The sequence below is a fragment of the Salipaludibacillus aurantiacus genome (genome assembly GCF_900111295.1).
Lineage (GTDB): Bacteria > Bacillota > Bacilli > Bacillales > Salisediminibacteriaceae > Salipaludibacillus > Salipaludibacillus aurantiacus.
Map to the genome: position 1 here is coordinate 1 of NZ_FOGT01000017.1, position 16,356 is coordinate 16,356.

Sequence of the window (16,356 nt, forward strand, 5' to 3'; positions counted from 1 at the left end):
CACACCCGTTCCCATGCCGAACACGGAAGTTAAGCTCTCCAGCGCCGATGATAGTTGGGGGCTCTCCCCCTGTGAAAGTAGGACGTCGCTGGGCTTACATATTTCTGTCTTACTTTAAATAAGGGGCCTTAGCTCAGCTGGGAGAGCGCCTGCTTTGCACGCAGGAGGTCAGCGGTTCGATCCCGCTAGGCTCCACCAATTTATATTGTTTTTTTATGGCGGTGTAGCTCAGCTGGCTAGAGCGTACGGTTCATACCCGTGAGGTCGGGGGTTCGATCCCCTCCGCCGCTACCATAATAACCCGGAGGAATACCCAAGTCTGGCTGAAGGGATCGGTCTTGAAAACCGACAGGGGCTTTGCGGCCCGCGGGGGTTCGAATCCCTCTTCCTCCGCCATTATAAGGTCCCGTGGTGTAGCGGTTAACATGCCTGCCTGTCACGCAGGAGATCGCGGGTTCGATTCCCGTCGGGACCGCCATATATTTTTTCCTCATGGAGGGGTAGCGAAGTGGCTAAACGCGGCGGACTGTAAATCCGCTCCCTCAGGGTTCGGGAGTTCGAATCTCTCCCCCTCCACCATGTTTAGGGGTATAGTTTAATGGTAAAACGAAGGTCTCCAAAACCTTTGATGTGGGTTCGATTCCTACTACCCCTGCCATTTTTTATTAAGGCGGTTGTGGCGAAGTGGTTAACGCACCGGATTGTGGTTCCGGCATTCGTGGGTTCGATTCCCATCAGCCGCCCCATGACATCAAATAGGCCCATAGCCAAGCGGTAAGGCATCGGATTTTGATTCCGTGATTCGCAGGTTCGAATCCTGCTGGGCCTGCCAGTTTAATATGCGGGAATAGCTCAGTGGTAGAGCACCACCTTGCCAAGGTGGGGGTCGCGGGTTCGAATCCCGTTTCCCGCTCCATATGCGCCCGTAGCTCAATTGGATAGAGCGTCTGACTACGGATCAGAAGGTTAGGGGTTCGACTCCTCTCGGGCGCGCCATTTTTCAAATTTAATAGGTTTCACACATGCGGGTGTAGTTTAGTGGTAAAACCTCAGCCTTCCAAGCTGATGACGAGGGTTCGATTCCCTTCACCCGCTCCATTTTTTTGTTTTTCCTTAATGGGCCTGTAGCTCAGCTGGTTAGAGCGCACGCCTGATAAGCGTGAGGTCGGTGGTTCGAGTCCACTCAGGCCCACCATATTCCACAGTAGCTCAGTGGTAGAGCAATCGGCTGTTAACCGATCGGTCGTAGGTTCGAATCCTACCTGTGGAGCCATTAAGGAGAAGTACCCAAGTGGCTGAAGGGGCGCCCCTGCTAAGGGTGTAGGTCGTGCAAACGGCGCGAGGGTTCAAATCCCTCCTTCTCCGCCACTTATGTTTGGCCCGTTGGTCAAGTGGTTAAGACACCGCCCTTTCACGGCGGTAACACGGGTTCGAATCCCGTACGGGTCACCATTATTTATTGTAATAAAGTTTTGAGCCATTAGCTCAGTTGGTAGAGCATCTGACTTTTAATCAGAGGGTCGAAGGTTCGAGTCCTTCATGGCTCACCATTACATAATCAAAGTTTTCCTTTTTATAAGGAAGACTTTTTTTTATTTTACTTCCCCTTTCCCCCCCCGCAGAGTCTTAACTGACTCGTTTTTTTTCTATCACTCCAAAGGATTCTATATCTATAAATGTTAAATAATACAAATTAATCATTTATATAAGTGTATTTTTTATTAAATTCAGATAATTTTTTAATAAATATAAGCATATCGGTTGTTTGTAAGTGTTTTCACATGTTTTAATAAGAAACATTGAAAGTAAAAACTGCTTTCTTACTTTAAAGAAATGGAGTGGTCAACATGGATGTACGTCAAGATAATAAAGTCTATCCATATCTTTTTAATAATGAGTGGAAGGAAAGTGCAAGTGGAGAAACTGTCCAAATAAAATCTCCCGACGATGGCAAAGTTGCCGGGGAAGTTCCTGCTATGAGTCAAGAAGAGGTTGACGCAGCTGTCAACAGCGCAGCTGATGTTCAGGAAAACTGGGAAGCAACTGAAGGCCATGAACGTTCTCAGCTTCTTCACCGCTGGGCAGAAGAGCTGGAGAAGATGACAGAGGAAATTGGCGAGATGATTCATTTAGAAGTTGGAAAAACATTATCTTCCGCTAAAGGGGAAGTTAAGCGTACGGCTCAATTAATTCGCCATACAGCTGAAGAAGGATTACGTACACATGGAAGTTTCATTCAGGGAGATGCCTTCCCGGGAGCATCGAAGTCTACAAAGGCTATGGTTCAAAAAGTACCTCATGGAGTAGTATTAGCAATTGCTCCATTTAACTATCCTGTAAACCTTGCAGCATCAAAAATTGCTCCTGCTTTAATTACAGGTAATACGGTAGTATTTAAGCCGGCAACACAAGGGGCTATCAGCGGTCTGTTAATGGTAAAAGCCCTTGTAAAAGCAGGGTTGCCTGCCGGAGTTCTTAATGTTGTGACTGGAAGAGGGTCTGTAATTGGTGATTTCGTTGTAACTCACCCTAAAATCGACATGATTACTTTTACAGGCGGTACAGGGACTGGCCAGCATATTGCCAAGAAAGCTTCTATGATTCCTGTAGTACTTGAACTCGGCGGTAAAGACCCAGCGATTGTTCTGGAAGATGCCGATCTTGAAAAAACAGCAAATGAAATTATAAGCGGCGCGCTGAGCTATTCAGGACAAAGATGTACAGCTATTAAACGTGTGATGGTCGTTAATAGTGTAGCAGATGAACTCGTAGCAAAATTAAAAGAAAAAGTGGAAAACCTCACGGTAGGAAAATCGAGTGAAAATGCGAATATAACCCCTATGATTGATCAAAAATCAGCTGACTTTGTCGTCTCTCTAATCGAGGATGCAAAGAAGAAAGGGGCTACTGTGGTAACAGAAGGGACTCAAGAAGCAAACTTACTCGGAGGTACTTTACTGGACCACGTGACAGAAGATATGGACGTGGCCTGGGAAGAACAATTCGGCCCAGTCATCCCAGTTATACGCATAGATAACGAACTGGAAGCAGTGAACCTTGAGAAACGAAACGAGTATGGGTTGCAAGCCAGCATATTCACTCAGAATCTTGAAAATGCTTTTGCGATCGCAGATAAATTAAATGTCGGAACCGTACAGGTTAATGGAAAAACATCACGCGGCCCTGACCATTTCCCATTCCTTGGCGTGAAGAATTCAGGACAAGGCGTACAGGGTATCGGGCGCAGTATTGATTCAATGTTAAGAGATAAAGTGCTGGTGTTAAACCTATAAACCTTTAAAAGCTGCTCTGAAGTATCAGAGCAGCTTTTTTCTATATACGTAAGTTTTAAGAAGGTTTAAAATCCGCCGCCCATCATTTCCTCTTCTGACACTTCCTCTGCATTATCAAGGACGTCCTGAGGGATTTCAATTGGATCTATTTTGTCAAAATCAGAAAAGATCATATTACTTTTTTGTTGAGTTGTCATCGTTTCTTCCATAATGGTCATTGTCATAGTCATATCTATGTTTGCTTCTGTCTGATAAAATGTCTCTTTATCTACGAAAATCTCATAGGCTAATGCTTCAATGTCAATATCCTCCATCATTTCACTAAGCATTGGGTCCATTCCTTCAAGCCCCATTCCGCCCATCTGTTCCATTAATTGCTCCATATCAATGCCATCTCCAGCAAGAGTAATAACATAGGAAGAATCTGTCGTTTCTACTGACACTTCAGATATATGCTCTTTAAAAGGCTTAAGCTGGTCTTCAGGGTTTAATTGCGCTTCAGACATCGCTAACATATCATTCATAACTTCTTCAGGAAGTTTCAGCCAAGTGCCTGACATAGGATCTTCAACAAAAAAGCCCTCATCTTCGGTGAAATAAGTAAGATATGTCATTTCTGATTCTTCTCCCATTCCAAACTCGCCCATATCTATCCGTGTTGACTGTTTTAACGTCATTGGCTCCATGGTCAGCTCCACATCCCCTGAGGAATCAAAAGCCATTTCTCCTTCGTCTCCCATTTTCATAAGCTGGTTCATATCCATTTCAATAGAATAGGAGTTTAAGTCTTCCATAGCAGACATAGTTTTATTAAGGATATCTTCCACATTAAGACCATCTTCTGTTGTCGTTTCCCCACAGGCAGTCAACCCTAAGAGAGCTGCTGCAGAGAAGGCTGTAAACAAAACTTTTTTCATACTATAACCTCCAAGTTTAATCTGTCTTTCTCTACGTTTTTAAATGGAAAAAGGTTTCATTTCCAATTTGCCCATCATTAGTCATTCTACATGAGTATGGAAAAAATAAGAAGTTATGTTTTATTTTTCGCTTAGCCTGAACGAATTTTTCGAAAAAGGCCCGGCGGTTACGTGAGCCTTTGTTTCTATTCAATAGGGGATATATAAAGGCAAGGAAACATAAAATAGTGATTATCATAGGTGATAATCACTATAGACAAAATGACTGTAATCATTTATGATAAAATTATCAATAGTGATAATAAGGAGGCTCCTTTCTTTATGAAACAGTCTAAAGGAGACGTAATTCTCCATCCGATACGTATAAAAATATTAAAGGCATTGGCCCGTAAGCCGATGACGGTCCAGGAGATGATCGACTGCTTGCAGAATATCCCACAGGCTACTTTATACCGGCATTTAAAAGTATTGAGAAATCATCAGATCGTTGAGGTGGAAGAAGAAAAGCAGGTCAGGGGGACTCTTGAAAAAAGGTATACGTTAAATGGAAAAAATGCTCACATGTCTGGAGAGGAAGCAAAGAACATAACGAAGGAAGAGCACAGCCGTTACTTTATGATGTATGCAGCATTAATAATAAAACAGCTAGAAGAATACCTCGATGGCGACATCGATATTGAAAAAGATGGATTTGGCTATACCCAGATTGATTTGCAGTTAAATGAAGAAGATAACTTAAAGTTTCTCGAAGAGTACCGGGAGCTGGTGGAGAAATACTGCCGCTTGTCTTCTGACGGGGCTAGAAAGCGTACTTTATCCACTATTATGATTCCTGAAAAAAACATAAAAGGAAGTGAAGAAAATGAATGAACTGACACAAGCGTTGCAGGAAAACTGGGCTATCATAGCCCCTGTTCTTATTCTACAGGCTATTTTAATGGTTGTTGCTCTGATTGATTGTTTTAAGCATGACAAGACAAACGGACCTCAGTGGATCTGGGTTTTAGTCATTGTATTTATTAATATTATCGGTCCGATTCTTTATTTCGTGTTCGGGAGGAGGAATGACTGATGAGCCTGATTGAAACGGCACGGTTAACTAAAAAATATAATGGAAATGCCGCTGTCGATACTGTTAGCCTCTCTATTCGTGAAGGAGTATGTACGGCTCTTTTAGGTCCTAATGGAGCAGGGAAAACAACGACCTTAAATATGCTCACAGGCCTGATAAAACCGACAGAAGGGGAGATTGATTTTAATAAAAATTATGCCGGGGATCGCAGAAAACATATAGGTTATCTACCTCAATATCCTAAGTTTTACGGTTGGATGACGGGTGAAGAATATGTGAGTTTTTCCGCTGAACTGGCTGGGCTTTCTAAGAAAAAAGCTAAAGAAAGTACAAATAAAATGCTGAGTCTTGTAGGGCTTGAGGAAGACAGGAGAAAAAAAGTTTCCGGTTATTCAGGAGGAATGAAACAAAGGCTTGGGATTGCTCAGGCTCTCGTCCACGAACCAAAGCTCGTGATCCTCGATGAACCAGTCTCGGCTCTTGACCCGATAGGAAGAAGAGAAATACTGGAGCTAATGAAAACACTGAAACAGCATACATCCATTTTATTCTCTACCCACGTGCTGCATGATGCCGAAGAAGTGTCCGATGATATATTTATAATGAAAAAAGGAAAAATAATTATTGAAGGGGGCCTGAGCGAATTACAACAAAAGTATCAGCAGCCTGCTTTTTTTATAGAGACAGAAAAAGCAATGGATAATTGGCTTTCTTCCATTAATGAAAAATCCTGGGTCCGTCAATCAAAGCTGGATAAAAAGAAATTAACCTTAACCGTAGAAGAGGTTGATACAGCGAGGGACGCCCTTTTAAAAGACCCGATGCTTCATAAGTTAAAACTGTTAAAGTTTGAAGTAGCGAAAACGTCGCTTGAAGATCTGTTTATGAAGGTGATGAGATGATGAAGCAGTGGGGAGTATTATTTAAAAAAGAATGGACAGAATCTGTCAGGAATTTTAAATGGCTTTGGCTGCCAGTCGTGTTTATTTTACTGGGGGTGATGCAGCCGCTTACTTCATATTATTTTGCAGATATTATAGAAAATTTCGGTGGCCTTCCTGAAGGGGCTGTTTTGGATATTCCTCCGCCTTCAGGAGCGGAAGTTCTGGCAGGAACACTCGGCCAGTTCAGCCAAATCGGCTTTCTTGTGCTTGTATTGGCTTTTATGGGAACTGTAGCTGGAGAGAAAAGTCACGGCACACATCTTATGGTGTTAGTTAAGCCGGTTTCTTATTTTAATTATTTAACTGCTAAATGGGTTCATATTCTCCTCATCTCTTTAAGCTCGTTTGTGGTTGGTTTTGCAGGAGCGGTTTATTATACTGCGCTGTTAATAGAGACTGTCCCTGTAAATAACGTGTTAAGCGGGGGAGCGGTGTACGCTTTATGGATTACATTTATTATGACACTTGTTTTGTGTCTCAGCGCTTTGTTTAGAAGCACGGCCATTGTCGCTTTTGGGTCACTTGGAACAGCTTTGCTGATGAGCGTTTTAAGTATGTATACGCCTGACCTGATGAAGTGGTCTCCAGGCATGCTTTCAAGTCACAGTCAAATGCTGTTTTACAGCGGGGATACAGGAGATGGTTTTTGGGTAAGTCTCGCTATGACGATCGTTCTTATAACAGGGATAATGACTTTAACCATTTATATGTTTAACAAAAAGGAAGTAGCCGGCCATACTGAATAAACAAAAAATATAATGAAAGAGGCAGCGGGGCATCATATGGCACCCTGCCTTTTCATTTTTCTCTATAAACACCTTTTTAATATTAAAATGTTTAAAAAGTTTGACTTTTTCGTGAAATACGTAATTCTAGGTTGTTAGCTTCCCGTATTTTTGATATAAATAAACTAAGGAAACCGCTTTCAAACCTTTATGTTTAATAAGTTTATAAAGACAGACTTACTGAAAGGGTTTCTACTGACGTTTTTTGCGGGTTCTGCTGACGGGAGATTTGATGAAGGGAGGAAGAGAACATTCATCGAGAGGGACAGTGCACCATTTGGACTCTCACCATTCCACACAAGCTATCAACTTACAGTTCCCTGACCGTTTGCTATAGCAACTGAATGACAGAATTGAAGTTTCACAGCATGAGAGAAAAATCTGGTTATTATTTACAATAGCGTTTTCCAGTTCTTGCTGTGTCTCTATTTGCCTTTTGTTACGTGAATGATTGAACAATTTTTTGTGAAGTAATGTGCAGGCGGTTTTTGATCATGAACGAAGCAGGAAAACTGGGAAAGGGGAATCCCGGGACACTTGACTCGTTTTTAAATGAATGAAAAGAGGGTGGGGAAAAATGAATATACTTGTTTGTATCAAACAAGTACCAGACACGAAGATCATTAAAGTAAATCCTAAGACTAATACACTGGACCGGTCCAGTGCACCAGCAATTCTAAATCCTTATGATGCACATGCAGTAGAAGAAGCAGTTCGTCTGAGGGAAATACACGGAGGGAAGGTTATCGTCCTGTCAATGGGACCTCCCCAGGCACGCAATGCCATCCGTAAATGTGTGGAAATCGGTGCGGATGAGGGATATTTAATTTCTGACCGCCGGTTTGCCGGTGCTGATACGTTAGCTACAAGTTACGCGCTTTTTAAAGCTATTGAGAAACTGCAACATGAGCAAGGCATCGATTTAGTATTATGCGGTAAACACGCCATAGACGGAGATACAGGCCAGGTAGGCCCGGGTATCGCCAGACGTATGGAAATTCCGCCGTTAACTAATGTCATTAAAGTGGAAGAAGTGGACCTTGAAGGAGGAAAACTTAAAGTCAGACGGAAAATTGAAAACGGTTACGAACTGATTCAGTCGTCGCTTCCTTGTTTGCTGACAGTAGAAAAAGAGATTAACGAAGTCGCTTATTCTCCGCTGCCAAATATGCTGCGGGCTGCACGCTATGAGCCAACGGTATGGACCGTGGATGATCTGGACGATGTAGATATTAAACAATTAGGCTTGAAAGGTTCCCCGACCATCGTGGGGAAAATGTGGCCGCCGGAAAAAAGCTCTGGGGCAGAAATGATTGAAGGGGAAGCAAAAGAGCAGGTTGAAAAACTGTTGGCCATTACACTTGAAAAACGAGAGTTGTTTGGTGTGAAAGGCGGGGAAAAATAATGAACATAGAGGAATATAAGGACGTTTGGGTGTTTATTGAGCAGAGGGACGGTCAGATTATTGATGTAGGTCTCGAACTTTTGGGAGCTGGAAGAGACCTGGCTGATAAATTGGAAGTGAACTTGTGCGGGGTACTTTTAGGGCATGATGTAAAAGACAGTGCCAGTGATTTATTTTCTTACGGGGCAGATAAGGTTTATGTCATAGACGATCCGATTTTAGAAAAATACCGAACAGAAACATATATGAAAGCGGTTGGAGATCTTGTACGGAAATACAAACCTGAAATTTTCCTTTACGGAGCCACCTCCAACGGAAAAGATCTGGCAAGTGCAGTAGCAACTGAAGTTATGACCGGATTGACTGCAGATACAACGCTGCTTGACGTTAATTTGGAGAAACGTTTATTTGAAGCGAGCCGTCCGGCTTTCGGCGGAAATATTATGGCCACAATTCTGTGTAAGAAGCACCGTCCGCAAATGGCAACTGTGCGTCCGAAAGTAATGAAAAAGCCGGAGCCTGAAGAAGGACGCGAGGGAGAAATAATTGAAGAAAAAATTACTTTAAAAGAAGAAGATCTGCGTACTAAAGTCCTTGAAATTGTAAGGGACGCTAAAAAAGCTGTTAACCTTGAGGAAGCAGATGTCATAGTGGCAGCCGGGAAAGGCATCAAAGACGAAAAAGGATTTAATATGGTGAAAGAACTTGCCGAAGTGTTGAATGCCACAGTCGGTGCGAGCCGCGATGTGGTGGAAGCCGGGCTCTGCGGACATGACCATCAGGTTGGTCAGACAGGATTAACTGTTACACCGAAAATTTACTTTGCTATTGGAATTTCAGGAGCAGTTCAGCATGTCGTAGGAATGCAAAATTCAGATATGATTATTGCTATTAACAATGATCCTGAGGCAGCTATTTTTAATGCCGCTCACTACGGGATAGTAGCTGACGCCTTTCAAATTGTTCCAATGCTGACAGAGGAATTCCGAAAGGCTTTAAAAGGGGAAGAAGCAGGAGGGGTGACAGCAAATGTCTGAAAAATTTGATGTGATTGTTGTAGGAGCCGGGCCTGCAGGCACCAGCTGTGCTTATACGGCCGCTAAAAACGGTTTGAAAGTCCTTTTGATTGAAAGGGGCGAATATCCAGGTTCCAAAAATGTGATGGGAGGCATTCTTTACCGGAAACAGTTAGAAGAAATCATCCCTGAATTCTGGAAAGAAGCGCCAATTGAAAGGCCTGTAGTGGAGCAACGCTTCTGGTTTTTAGATAAGGAGTCAATGATTACTACGAGTTATAAAGGATTGGAGTGGGCTAAAGAGCCTTATAACAATTTTACAGTGTTACGTGCTAAGTTTGATAAATGGTTTGCTGATAAAGCGGTAGAACAAGGTGCTCTTTTAATTAATGAAACAGTAGCGACAGAATGCATAGTTGAGGATGGAAAAGTTGTCGGGGTAAGGACAGACAGGCCGGACGGAGATGTTTATGCCGATGTGGTCGTGCTGGCAGACGGCGTTAATTCACTGTTAGCAAAGCAGCTTGGTTTTCATAAAGAATGGAAACCGAATGAAGTCGCGTTGACAGTGATGGAAGTTTTAAAGCTCCCATCTAAAACAATTAACGAACGTTTTAACGTAAAAGACGGCCAGGGTGTGTCTGTAGAAATATTCGGTGATGCGACCCATGGAATTTTAGGAACAGGTTTTCTGTATACGAATAAAGATAGTGTAAACATTGGTGTAGGAACGACGCTGTCGGGAATGATGAAAAAGAAGCTTAAACCTTATGAACTTCTGGAGCATGTCAAACAGCATCCAATGATTCAGCCCTATATAGAAGGATCTGAAACCCAGGAATACCTGGCACATTTAATCCCTGAAGGCGGTTTTAATTCCGTGCCGAAACTTGTTGGAAATGGTGTGATAGTCACAGGGGATGCCGCCCAGTTTGTTAATGCTATTCACCGTGAAGGCTCTAACATGGCTATGTCTTCGGGTAAAATAGCAGCCGAAACAATTGTAAAAGCAAAAGAAACAGGTGACTTTTCTGAGAAAACTTTGGACTCTTACAGAACCGAGATCTACGACAGCTTTATCGGTAAGGATCTGAAAAAATACAAAGATGCTGCTCATACTTTTGAAGAAAATCCGCAATACTTCCAGGAATATGTCCCGTTAATGAATCAGGCTATGAATACATTCTTTACAGTCGACGGTACGCCAAAGTGGGAAAAACAGAAGAAAATCATTGCGAAGATGACTGCAGGCCGCGGAAAAATTGGTTTGGCGAAAGACATGTATAAAGCTTGGAAGGCGGTGAAGTAAGATGGCGAAAACTCTTGAAGATAAGCAGTATCTTATCAGGTTCAACTGTGATCAGAAATCTCATTTAGAGGTGAAAGACCACCAGATTTGTGCCACTCAATGCCCTGATAAAGACTGTACAATTTTTTGTCCCGCAGAAGTGTACAAATGGGAAGGCGACAGAATGTTTGTGGGATTCGAAGGTTGCCATGAATGCGGCAGCTGCCGAATCGGATGCCCTCATGAGAATATTAAGTGGGAATATCCAAAAGGCGGACACGGTATTGTTTTCCGATTAGCTTAAAGCGGTTACAAAAAAGAAAAATGGGACCTCGGGATAACCATTCCCGAGGTCTTCTGCTTAATTTCAGAGTTCCTGAATAAGCAATTTAAAATGAGTGGTAAAATGGCAAAGTAAGACTTTAACACTGTTGCTACAGTGCTATTATAGCTTATTCGGACGCCAGACGTAAAGACAGGCTTTAATATATAGAATATTCAGTTTTTCTTCGGGTGTGTGCTTGGCGTGTCCATCCATTCATATTTTATTTTTTCCAAATCCAATTCAGCTAAAGGAGCAGTTTCAGCTTTAAGAACTCTCTTCATAAGATGGAGGGCTTCATCGTTTTCTTCCTGACTGTTTGAGGCCACACAATCGGATGGGACGTACAATTTATAATGCCTCATATAAGCGTCGTTAGCTGTAAAGTGGACACACATGTTTCCGGCTACTCCAGTTATAATAAGAGTTTTGACATTTAAGTAATCCAGCAGCAATTCCAGGGGCGTCATAAAGAAACCCGAATATTGAGGCTTTAGTATGAAATAATTATCATCATCCGGCTGCAGGTACTCAACAATTTGTTTACCTCGAGGACTCTTCGTAATGTCCTCTACAATTTTAGGGAAGTCTGATTGCCAGCTTCCATAATTGTCATTCACGTACAATACCGGAATTTGCAGTTCATTTGCCTGGTTTTTTAACTCAGCAATATTTTTGGCAGTCGGAAGAGCGTGCTCGAACAGCTTTTCGCCATCCGGGAATTCATAATCACTGATCATATCTATTAATAAAATAGCCACGTGCTGATAGTCATTCACATGAGGATTTTGGTTAATTTTAGTCATTTTTTACCTCCTGTATAAAATTACGTCTGGTATGGACGTTTATAGTCATGTAGAATATAGTGAATATAGTGATATCAGAAAAGTATAAAAATAAAACATGCTCAATTATATTTCCCCTTAATAAGGATTTAAAACAGGTTGAGATACTACTAGTCAGGAGGATCATTCATTTATGAACGAAAAAGAACGTGAACTGCTCAGTCTTATAGAAAAAGAAGGAAGAATGAAAGAGGAAAGTTTAGCAAAGATGCTCGATACTCCGGCCGATGAGATCGCAGCCATGCTGAAAAGTTTAGAAAATCGAAAAGTGATTCTGGGCTATTCCGCCCTCATTGACTGGAGTAAGACAGACATAGCGGAAACCGTTACGGCGATGATTGACGTAAAGGTCACGCCTAAAAGAGGTGTAGGCTTTGATGAAGTTGCCGAAAGAATTTACCGGTTTAAAGAAGTGAAGGCACTTTATCTTATGTCAGGCACATATGACTTATCTGTTTCTATTGAAGGACGGTCAATGTCAGATATTGCCCAGTTTGTATCGGAAAAATTATCAACTCTCGATTCAGTTATTTCTACGACCACTCACTTTCAGTTAAAAAAGTATAAACATGACGGTGTCATCTTCGGACAGGATGAAGAAGGAGATCACCGGATGGTGGTATCACCATGAGTATAATTAAAACCGAGCACCAGCCACGTTTGTCGGCAGCCGTAAACCGGATCCAGCCGTCCGGAATCCGGCGCTTTTTTGACCTTGCATCTTCAATGGATAATATTATTTCATTGGGGGTAGGGGAACCGGACTTCTCAACGCCTTGGAATATCCGTGAAGCAAGCATTCATTCCTTAGAAAGAGGCGTCACCTCATATACAGCTAATGCCGGCCTGCTTGAACTTCGGGCAGCGATCAGCAAATATCTTTTAGAAAGTTTCGGTGTGGATTATCATCCGGAAAGCGAAGTAATTGTGACGGTTGGAGCCAGTGAGGGCATTGATTTGGCGTTAAGGGCTATTGTTGATCCGGGTGATGAAGTTCTCATAGTTGAGCCTTGTTTTGTCTCATACGCTCCTCTCGTATCACTTGCAGGAGGAGTTCCGGTCCCTGTACCGACATCCATTGATAAAAACTTTGAAATTGATGAAAACGATCTAAAGGAAAGACTTACAAGTAAAACAAAAGCTTTAATGCTGTCTTTTCCTAATAACCCTACAGGAGCAGTAATGGGAAAAGAGGGGCTTACAAAAGTAGCTGAAGTAGTTAAAGATCACAATTTAGTGGTTTTGTCTGACGAAATTTATGCAGAACTGACTTATGACGGCGACCATACGAGCTTTCCTTCGATTGAAGGGATGAAGGAAAGGACAATTCTAATATCCGGGTTTTCAAAATCTTATGCAATGACTGGCTGGCGCATAGGTTATCTGACAGCTCCGAAGCCTTATGCAGAGGCCATGCTAAAAATTCATCAATATGCAATGATGTGTGCGTCCACTATGGCCCAGTATGCAGCACTTGAAGCGATGACTAACGGACGCGAAGAGATGGAAGAAATGATTATTTCCTATCGCCAGCGAAGAAATTATTTTGTGAAATCGTTAAAAGAAATCGGGTTAACTTGCCATTCGCCCGGCGGCGCCTTTTATGCCTTTCCTTCAATCGCTGAAACAGGCCTCTCTTCAGAAGAGTTTGCCGAACAGCTGCTGCTGGATCAGAAAGTCGCTGTCGTACCGGGACACGTTTTTGGAGCCGGAGGGGAAGGCCATATCCGTTGTTCATATGCTGCCTCAATGGAACAGTTGGAAGAAGCAATTGACAGGATCGGAGCTTTTTTGAAAAAGCTGAATGGATAAAAGGATAATTGAATAAGGCAAAAGAAGAGCCTCCTAAATTGGGGCTCTTCTGCAAAGGGGGAATACTAGGTTGTATTATTTTCCATTATTCCCCGATTTTTAAAAAATATGCGTTTGTTAAATGATTCCTGTCACATGGAGGAAGGCAATAAGGATAGCCACAGGCGTGACGTATTTAATCAGGATATACCAGGCTTCAAACCAGAATTGTTTCATTCCGGCCCCTTTCTGAATTTCTTTCGAAAGGGTTTTTTTACTGATTTTTAAAGGCACAAAAACGGCGATAAGAAAGGCGCCTAATGGAAGCAGAATATTACTGACAATAAAATCTGCAAAATCGAAAAAGGTCAGGCCGAAAAAGTAGGGATCGGCTAATATACCGTATGAAAGGGCTGAGGGAATACCCATAAGGAAAATTAATGTCCCAGCCACCCAAGCCGACTTTTTCCGTTTAGACGGATCGTTTTTAGTGATCGAGGCCACAACCATTTCGAGTAATGAAAAGGCAGAAGTTAATGTGGCAAACAATAAAAGGAACATAAATGAAATAAAGAATAAGTTCCCTAATGGAATGCTGCTGAAAACGGCAGGCAGGACGATAAAAATCAGCGGCGGTCCTTCTGCAGGCTCCAGCCCGAAGGCGAATACAGCAGGAAAGATTGCAAGCCCGGCTAAAATCGAAATAAAAATTGTCAGGCCTACTATAGATACAGCAGATTTTGGCAAGCTTTCTTGTGATTTCAAATAAGAACTGTAAGTGACCATTATTGACACACCAAGGCTTAAAGAGAAAAATGCCTGGCCGAGGGCGAATAGAACGGTTTCCCGGGTCATCGATGAGAAGTCAGGCAATAGAAAGAACCTTACGCCTTCCATAGCCCCATCAAGAGTCACCGACCGGATAACAATGATCACAAATAAAATAAAAAGAGCGGGCATCATAAATTTTGAAGACCGTTCAATACCTTTTTGAATGCCCCCCTGGACGACTAAAATCGTCATCAGTATAAATATTAAGTGGGCAAGGACAGCCAGCACCGGGTTAGAGATAGTGTTTTCAAACATTGCTCCAAACTCTTCAGGGCTCATTCCCTGAATATTTAAAGTAAAAGCACGGAACAGATAAACGACGATCCACCCGCCTACTACACTGTAAAAAGATAATAAGAGAAATGATGTGCACACTCCAAGTTTACCTATCCAGTGCCATTTCCCTCCAGGAGCTATTGTTCTGTAGGCTGAAATAGCTTCTTTTTGCGTATACCGTCCAACGGTAAATTCCGCCAGCAATAATGGAAGTCCTAATAAAAGAGTAAACAATAAAAAAATGAGGAAAAAGGCCCCTCCGCCGCTGGAACCGGCTACATAAGGAAGTTTCCATATAGCGCCGAGACCTATAGCTGAACCTGCTGCAGCAAGGATAAACCCTAATTTGGATGTCCATTGTTCAGGTGTTTTTGACATAGGTTGAATTACCTCCTTTTAACATTTAAATAAGCCCCTTCCAGTTGCAGCCTGAGCCGGAACGTCCAGCGGAAAAAGTCGATTGGCTTTCGTCAGGCTGTTGTATGACAACGGTTGATGAAATTGACGTTTTACATACACACAGAACGGGCAATTGTTTTAATATAAATCGGGCAGGAACCGGTGTCAAGAACAAAGAAGAAAAAACAGGGCTAAAGAAACCTTTTGTCAACTTTATATTCCTGTGTTATAATTACACAGTTAATAAATAATTAGGAGTTGTTTTCATGTCAGGTCAATATGAAGTAGGAAGTATCGTTGAAGGAAAAGTAACTGGAATTAAGCCATTTGGTGCCTTTGTTGCGTTAGATGAAAAGAAACAGGGTCTTGTTCACATTTCCCATATTGCTCACGGGTATGTTAAAGATATTAATGAGCAATTATCTGTAGGAGATGAAGTAAAGGTTAAAGTCCTTTCAGTGGACGAAGAATCCGGCAAAATTTCACTTTCTATTAAAGAAACTCAGCCAAAGCCTGAGCGTACTGAGCGTCCACGCCAGCAAAGCGGCGGCCCTCGCGGCGGCGGCGGCGGTGGAAACAAACGTTCCGGTGGAGGACAGCAAAGCCAGGCTCAAGGGTTTAACACTCTTGAAGACAAACTTAAAGACTGGTTGAAGCAATCTAACGAAATCCAGGCAGATTTAAACAAGCGCATCAAAAAATAATGGTTTCTGCTTTTCACTTAAACGATAAAGAGGCAGCCCTGACAGGGCTACCTCTTTTCTCGTTTTGTGAGGTTTAGCTGTGCCATTCACAGCTGAAACTGAAATGGAAGCATTCGAATGGTTTCATTTACAGATGCTGTGATTGAGCTACAGCACCTATACCACAAAGGAAAATTCTTATCTTTGTGGTTCCGGGCTTCTTTCCAGCTCCTCAGATGGTTTAAATAATAGAGAAATACAATACAACCCTGCCAATCCTACGAGGGCATAAATGAAACGGGAGAAACCTGCAGCCTGTCCTCCAAAAATCGCCGCGACCAGGTCAAATCTGAAAAACCCGATAAGACCCCAGTTTACAGCACCGATAATGGTCAGCACTAATGCAGTACGTTGAATTCCGTTCATGCGCACCTCACCTCCTTATAAGGGGTAAATTAGTCACAATCAGAAGCAAATGTGCTTCTCTTA

At 42.4% G+C, this 16,356-nt stretch carries 16 protein-coding genes, 16 tRNA genes and 1 rRNA gene; 29 read left to right on the forward strand and 4 right to left on the reverse strand.

The genetic code is table 11. From position 1 onward, the window contains the following. The 18 genes from rrf to BMW59_RS16990 all read left to right on the forward strand — a co-directional run. Positions 1-94 (forward strand): 5S ribosomal RNA (rrf, locus tag BMW59_RS16905); the annotation flags it as partial. A 28-nt stretch (positions 95-122) separates the two neighbouring features. After that, a tRNA-Ala gene (locus tag BMW59_RS16910) sits at positions 123-198 on the forward strand. A 19-nt stretch (positions 199-217) separates the two neighbouring features. Beyond that, positions 218-294, forward strand: a tRNA-Met gene (locus BMW59_RS16915). Between the two features lie 9 nt (positions 295-303). Continuing rightward, positions 304-396 (forward strand) — tRNA-Ser (locus BMW59_RS16920). Positions 397-402: 6 nt separating this feature from the next. Next, positions 403-478, forward strand: a tRNA-Asp gene (locus tag BMW59_RS16925). Positions 479-494: 16 nt separating this feature from the next. Next, a tRNA-Tyr gene (locus BMW59_RS16930) sits at positions 495-579 on the forward strand. A gap of 5 nt (positions 580-584) precedes the next feature. Then, a tRNA-Trp gene (locus BMW59_RS16935) sits at positions 585-658 on the forward strand. A gap of 12 nt (positions 659-670) precedes the next feature. Further along, a tRNA-His gene (locus BMW59_RS16940) sits at positions 671-746 on the forward strand. Positions 747-757: 11 nt separating this feature from the next. Further along, a tRNA-Gln gene (locus BMW59_RS16945) sits at positions 758-832 on the forward strand. Positions 833-841: 9 nt separating this feature from the next. Next, positions 842-916, forward strand: a tRNA-Gly gene (locus tag BMW59_RS16950). Between the two features lie 3 nt (positions 917-919). Further along, positions 920-996, forward strand: a tRNA-Arg gene (locus tag BMW59_RS16955). 28 nt (positions 997-1,024) lie between these two features. Continuing rightward, positions 1,025-1,098, forward strand: a tRNA-Gly gene (locus BMW59_RS16960). Between the two features lie 20 nt (positions 1,099-1,118). Further along, a tRNA-Ile gene (locus BMW59_RS16965) sits at positions 1,119-1,195 on the forward strand. A gap of 3 nt (positions 1,196-1,198) precedes the next feature. Continuing rightward, positions 1,199-1,273, forward strand: a tRNA-Asn gene (locus BMW59_RS16970). Between the two features lie 4 nt (positions 1,274-1,277). Next, positions 1,278-1,368, forward strand: a tRNA-Ser gene (locus BMW59_RS16975). Between the two features lie 9 nt (positions 1,369-1,377). Beyond that, positions 1,378-1,452: transfer RNA gene (locus BMW59_RS16980), tRNA-Glu, on the forward strand. A 22-nt stretch (positions 1,453-1,474) separates the two neighbouring features. Further along, positions 1,475-1,550: transfer RNA gene (locus BMW59_RS16985), tRNA-Lys, on the forward strand. 297 nt (positions 1,551-1,847) lie between these two features. Next, a complete protein-coding gene (locus BMW59_RS16990) occupies positions 1,848-3,293 on the forward strand; it encodes an NADP-dependent glyceraldehyde-3-phosphate dehydrogenase (protein ID WP_093054711.1) in 1,446 nt (481 codons plus the stop codon). Between the two features lie 65 nt (positions 3,294-3,358). On the opposite strand, the gene BMW59_RS16995 is transcribed toward BMW59_RS16990, so the two are convergent. After that, a complete protein-coding gene (locus tag BMW59_RS16995) occupies positions 3,359-4,210 on the reverse strand; it encodes a DUF6612 family protein (RefSeq protein WP_093054713.1) in 852 nt (283 codons plus the stop codon). Positions 4,211-4,531: 321 nt separating this feature from the next. Between BMW59_RS16995 and BMW59_RS17000 the strand changes: the two genes are divergently transcribed. From BMW59_RS17000 to BMW59_RS17035, 8 genes are all read left to right on the forward strand, one after another. Further along, positions 4,532-5,080, forward strand: a complete 549-nt coding sequence (locus BMW59_RS17000) for a helix-turn-helix domain-containing protein (RefSeq protein ID WP_177174409.1) — start codon at positions 4,532-4,534, stop codon at positions 5,078-5,080. Further along, positions 5,073-5,282 carry a PLD nuclease N-terminal domain-containing protein gene (locus BMW59_RS17005; RefSeq protein WP_093054717.1) on the forward strand — a complete coding sequence of 70 codons (210 nt, stop codon included), beginning with the start codon at positions 5,073-5,075 and terminating at the stop codon, positions 5,280-5,282. Before BMW59_RS17000 ends, BMW59_RS17005 begins: the two co-directional genes overlap by 8 nt. Beyond that, a complete protein-coding gene (locus BMW59_RS17010; protein ID WP_093054719.1) occupies positions 5,282-6,184 on the forward strand; it encodes an ABC transporter ATP-binding protein in 903 nt (300 codons plus the stop codon). The genes BMW59_RS17005 and BMW59_RS17010 overlap by 1 nt, the downstream gene beginning before the upstream one ends. Continuing rightward, the gene (locus BMW59_RS17015) at positions 6,184-6,972 is read left to right on the forward strand and encodes an ABC transporter permease (RefSeq protein ID WP_093054721.1); all 789 of its coding nucleotides are present in this window, start codon (positions 6,184-6,186) and stop codon (positions 6,970-6,972) included. Before BMW59_RS17010 ends, BMW59_RS17015 begins: the two co-directional genes overlap by 1 nt. A gap of 616 nt (positions 6,973-7,588) precedes the next feature. Further along, positions 7,589-8,416: an electron transfer flavoprotein subunit beta/FixA family protein gene (locus BMW59_RS17020; protein ID WP_093054724.1), complete on the forward strand. Its 828-nt coding sequence runs from the start codon at positions 7,589-7,591 to the stop codon at positions 8,414-8,416. Continuing rightward, positions 8,416-9,453, forward strand: a complete 1,038-nt coding sequence (locus tag BMW59_RS17025; protein ID WP_093054726.1) for an electron transfer flavoprotein subunit alpha/FixB family protein — start codon at positions 8,416-8,418, stop codon at positions 9,451-9,453. Before BMW59_RS17020 ends, BMW59_RS17025 begins: the two co-directional genes overlap by 1 nt. Beyond that, entirely contained in the window at positions 9,446-10,741 is a 1,296-nt protein-coding gene (locus BMW59_RS17030) for an FAD-dependent oxidoreductase (RefSeq protein WP_093054728.1), read from the forward strand. The genes BMW59_RS17025 and BMW59_RS17030 overlap by 8 nt, the downstream gene beginning before the upstream one ends. A gap of 1 nt (position 10,742) precedes the next feature. Then, positions 10,743-11,024 carry a ferredoxin family protein gene (locus tag BMW59_RS17035; protein WP_093054730.1) on the forward strand — a complete coding sequence of 94 codons (282 nt, stop codon included), beginning with the start codon at positions 10,743-10,745 and terminating at the stop codon, positions 11,022-11,024. Positions 11,025-11,218: 194 nt separating this feature from the next. Here BMW59_RS17035 and BMW59_RS17040 read toward each other — a convergent pair whose 3' ends face one another. Next, a complete protein-coding gene (locus tag BMW59_RS17040) occupies positions 11,219-11,848 on the reverse strand; it encodes a cysteine hydrolase family protein (RefSeq protein WP_093054732.1) in 630 nt (209 codons plus the stop codon). Positions 11,849-12,020: 172 nt separating this feature from the next. On the opposite strand from BMW59_RS17040, the gene BMW59_RS17045 reads away from it, so the two are divergent. Then, the gene (locus tag BMW59_RS17045; RefSeq protein ID WP_093054734.1) at positions 12,021-12,518 is read left to right on the forward strand and encodes an Lrp/AsnC family transcriptional regulator; all 498 of its coding nucleotides are present in this window, start codon (positions 12,021-12,023) and stop codon (positions 12,516-12,518) included. Beyond that, the gene (locus BMW59_RS17050; protein ID WP_093054736.1) at positions 12,515-13,699 is read left to right on the forward strand and encodes an aminotransferase; all 1,185 of its coding nucleotides are present in this window, start codon (positions 12,515-12,517) and stop codon (positions 13,697-13,699) included. The genes BMW59_RS17045 and BMW59_RS17050 overlap by 4 nt, the downstream gene beginning before the upstream one ends. Before the next feature lie 117 nt (positions 13,700-13,816). Here the strand turns inward: BMW59_RS17050 and BMW59_RS17055 are convergent, their stop codons facing one another. Further along, the gene (locus BMW59_RS17055) at positions 13,817-15,163 is read right to left on the reverse strand and encodes a sodium-dependent transporter (RefSeq protein ID WP_093054737.1); all 1,347 of its coding nucleotides are present in this window, start codon (positions 15,161-15,163) and stop codon (positions 13,817-13,819) included. Between the two features lie 287 nt (positions 15,164-15,450). Here BMW59_RS17055 and yugI point away from each other — a divergent pair, with 287 nt between their 5' ends. Next, positions 15,451-15,888 (forward strand): S1 domain-containing post-transcriptional regulator GSP13, encoded by a 438-nt coding sequence (yugI, locus tag BMW59_RS17060; RefSeq protein WP_093054738.1) that lies wholly within the window; start codon positions 15,451-15,453, stop codon positions 15,886-15,888. A gap of 177 nt (positions 15,889-16,065) precedes the next feature. Here yugI and BMW59_RS17065 read toward each other — a convergent pair whose 3' ends face one another. Further along, positions 16,066-16,293 (reverse strand): DUF378 domain-containing protein, encoded by a 228-nt coding sequence (locus BMW59_RS17065; RefSeq protein WP_093054739.1) that lies wholly within the window; start codon positions 16,291-16,293, stop codon positions 16,066-16,068. Between the last annotated feature and the right edge of the window lie 63 nt (positions 16,294-16,356).

Coding starts and splice junctions, on each gene's coding strand:
- BMW59_RS16990 (WP_093054711.1), top strand. CDS start 1,848: ATGGATGTACGTCAAGATAATAAAGTCTATCCATATCTTTTTAATAAT.
- BMW59_RS16995 (WP_093054713.1), bottom strand. CDS start 4,210: ATGAAAAAAGTTTTGTTTACAGCCTTCTCTGCAGCAGCTCTCTTAGGG.
- BMW59_RS17000 (WP_177174409.1), top strand. CDS start 4,532: ATGAAACAGTCTAAAGGAGACGTAATTCTCCATCCGATACGTATAAAA.
- BMW59_RS17005 (WP_093054717.1), top strand. CDS start 5,073: ATGAATGAACTGACACAAGCGTTGCAGGAAAACTGGGCTATCATAGCC.
- BMW59_RS17010 (WP_093054719.1), top strand. CDS start 5,282: ATGAGCCTGATTGAAACGGCACGGTTAACTAAAAAATATAATGGAAAT.
- BMW59_RS17015 (WP_093054721.1), top strand. CDS start 6,184: ATGAAGCAGTGGGGAGTATTATTTAAAAAAGAATGGACAGAATCTGTC.
- BMW59_RS17020 (WP_093054724.1), top strand. CDS start 7,589: ATGAATATACTTGTTTGTATCAAACAAGTACCAGACACGAAGATCATT.
- BMW59_RS17025 (WP_093054726.1), top strand. CDS start 8,416: ATGAACATAGAGGAATATAAGGACGTTTGGGTGTTTATTGAGCAGAGG.
- BMW59_RS17030 (WP_093054728.1), top strand. CDS start 9,446: ATGTCTGAAAAATTTGATGTGATTGTTGTAGGAGCCGGGCCTGCAGGC.
- BMW59_RS17035 (WP_093054730.1), top strand. CDS start 10,743: ATGGCGAAAACTCTTGAAGATAAGCAGTATCTTATCAGGTTCAACTGT.
- BMW59_RS17040 (WP_093054732.1), bottom strand. CDS start 11,848: ATGACTAAAATTAACCAAAATCCTCATGTGAATGACTATCAGCACGTG.
- BMW59_RS17045 (WP_093054734.1), top strand. CDS start 12,021: ATGAACGAAAAAGAACGTGAACTGCTCAGTCTTATAGAAAAAGAAGGA.
- BMW59_RS17050 (WP_093054736.1), top strand. CDS start 12,515: ATGAGTATAATTAAAACCGAGCACCAGCCACGTTTGTCGGCAGCCGTA.
- BMW59_RS17055 (WP_093054737.1), bottom strand. CDS start 15,163: ATGTCAAAAACACCTGAACAATGGACATCCAAATTAGGGTTTATCCTT.
- yugI (WP_093054738.1), top strand. CDS start 15,451: ATGTCAGGTCAATATGAAGTAGGAAGTATCGTTGAAGGAAAAGTAACT.
- BMW59_RS17065 (WP_093054739.1), bottom strand. CDS start 16,293: ATGAACGGAATTCAACGTACTGCATTAGTGCTGACCATTATCGGTGCT.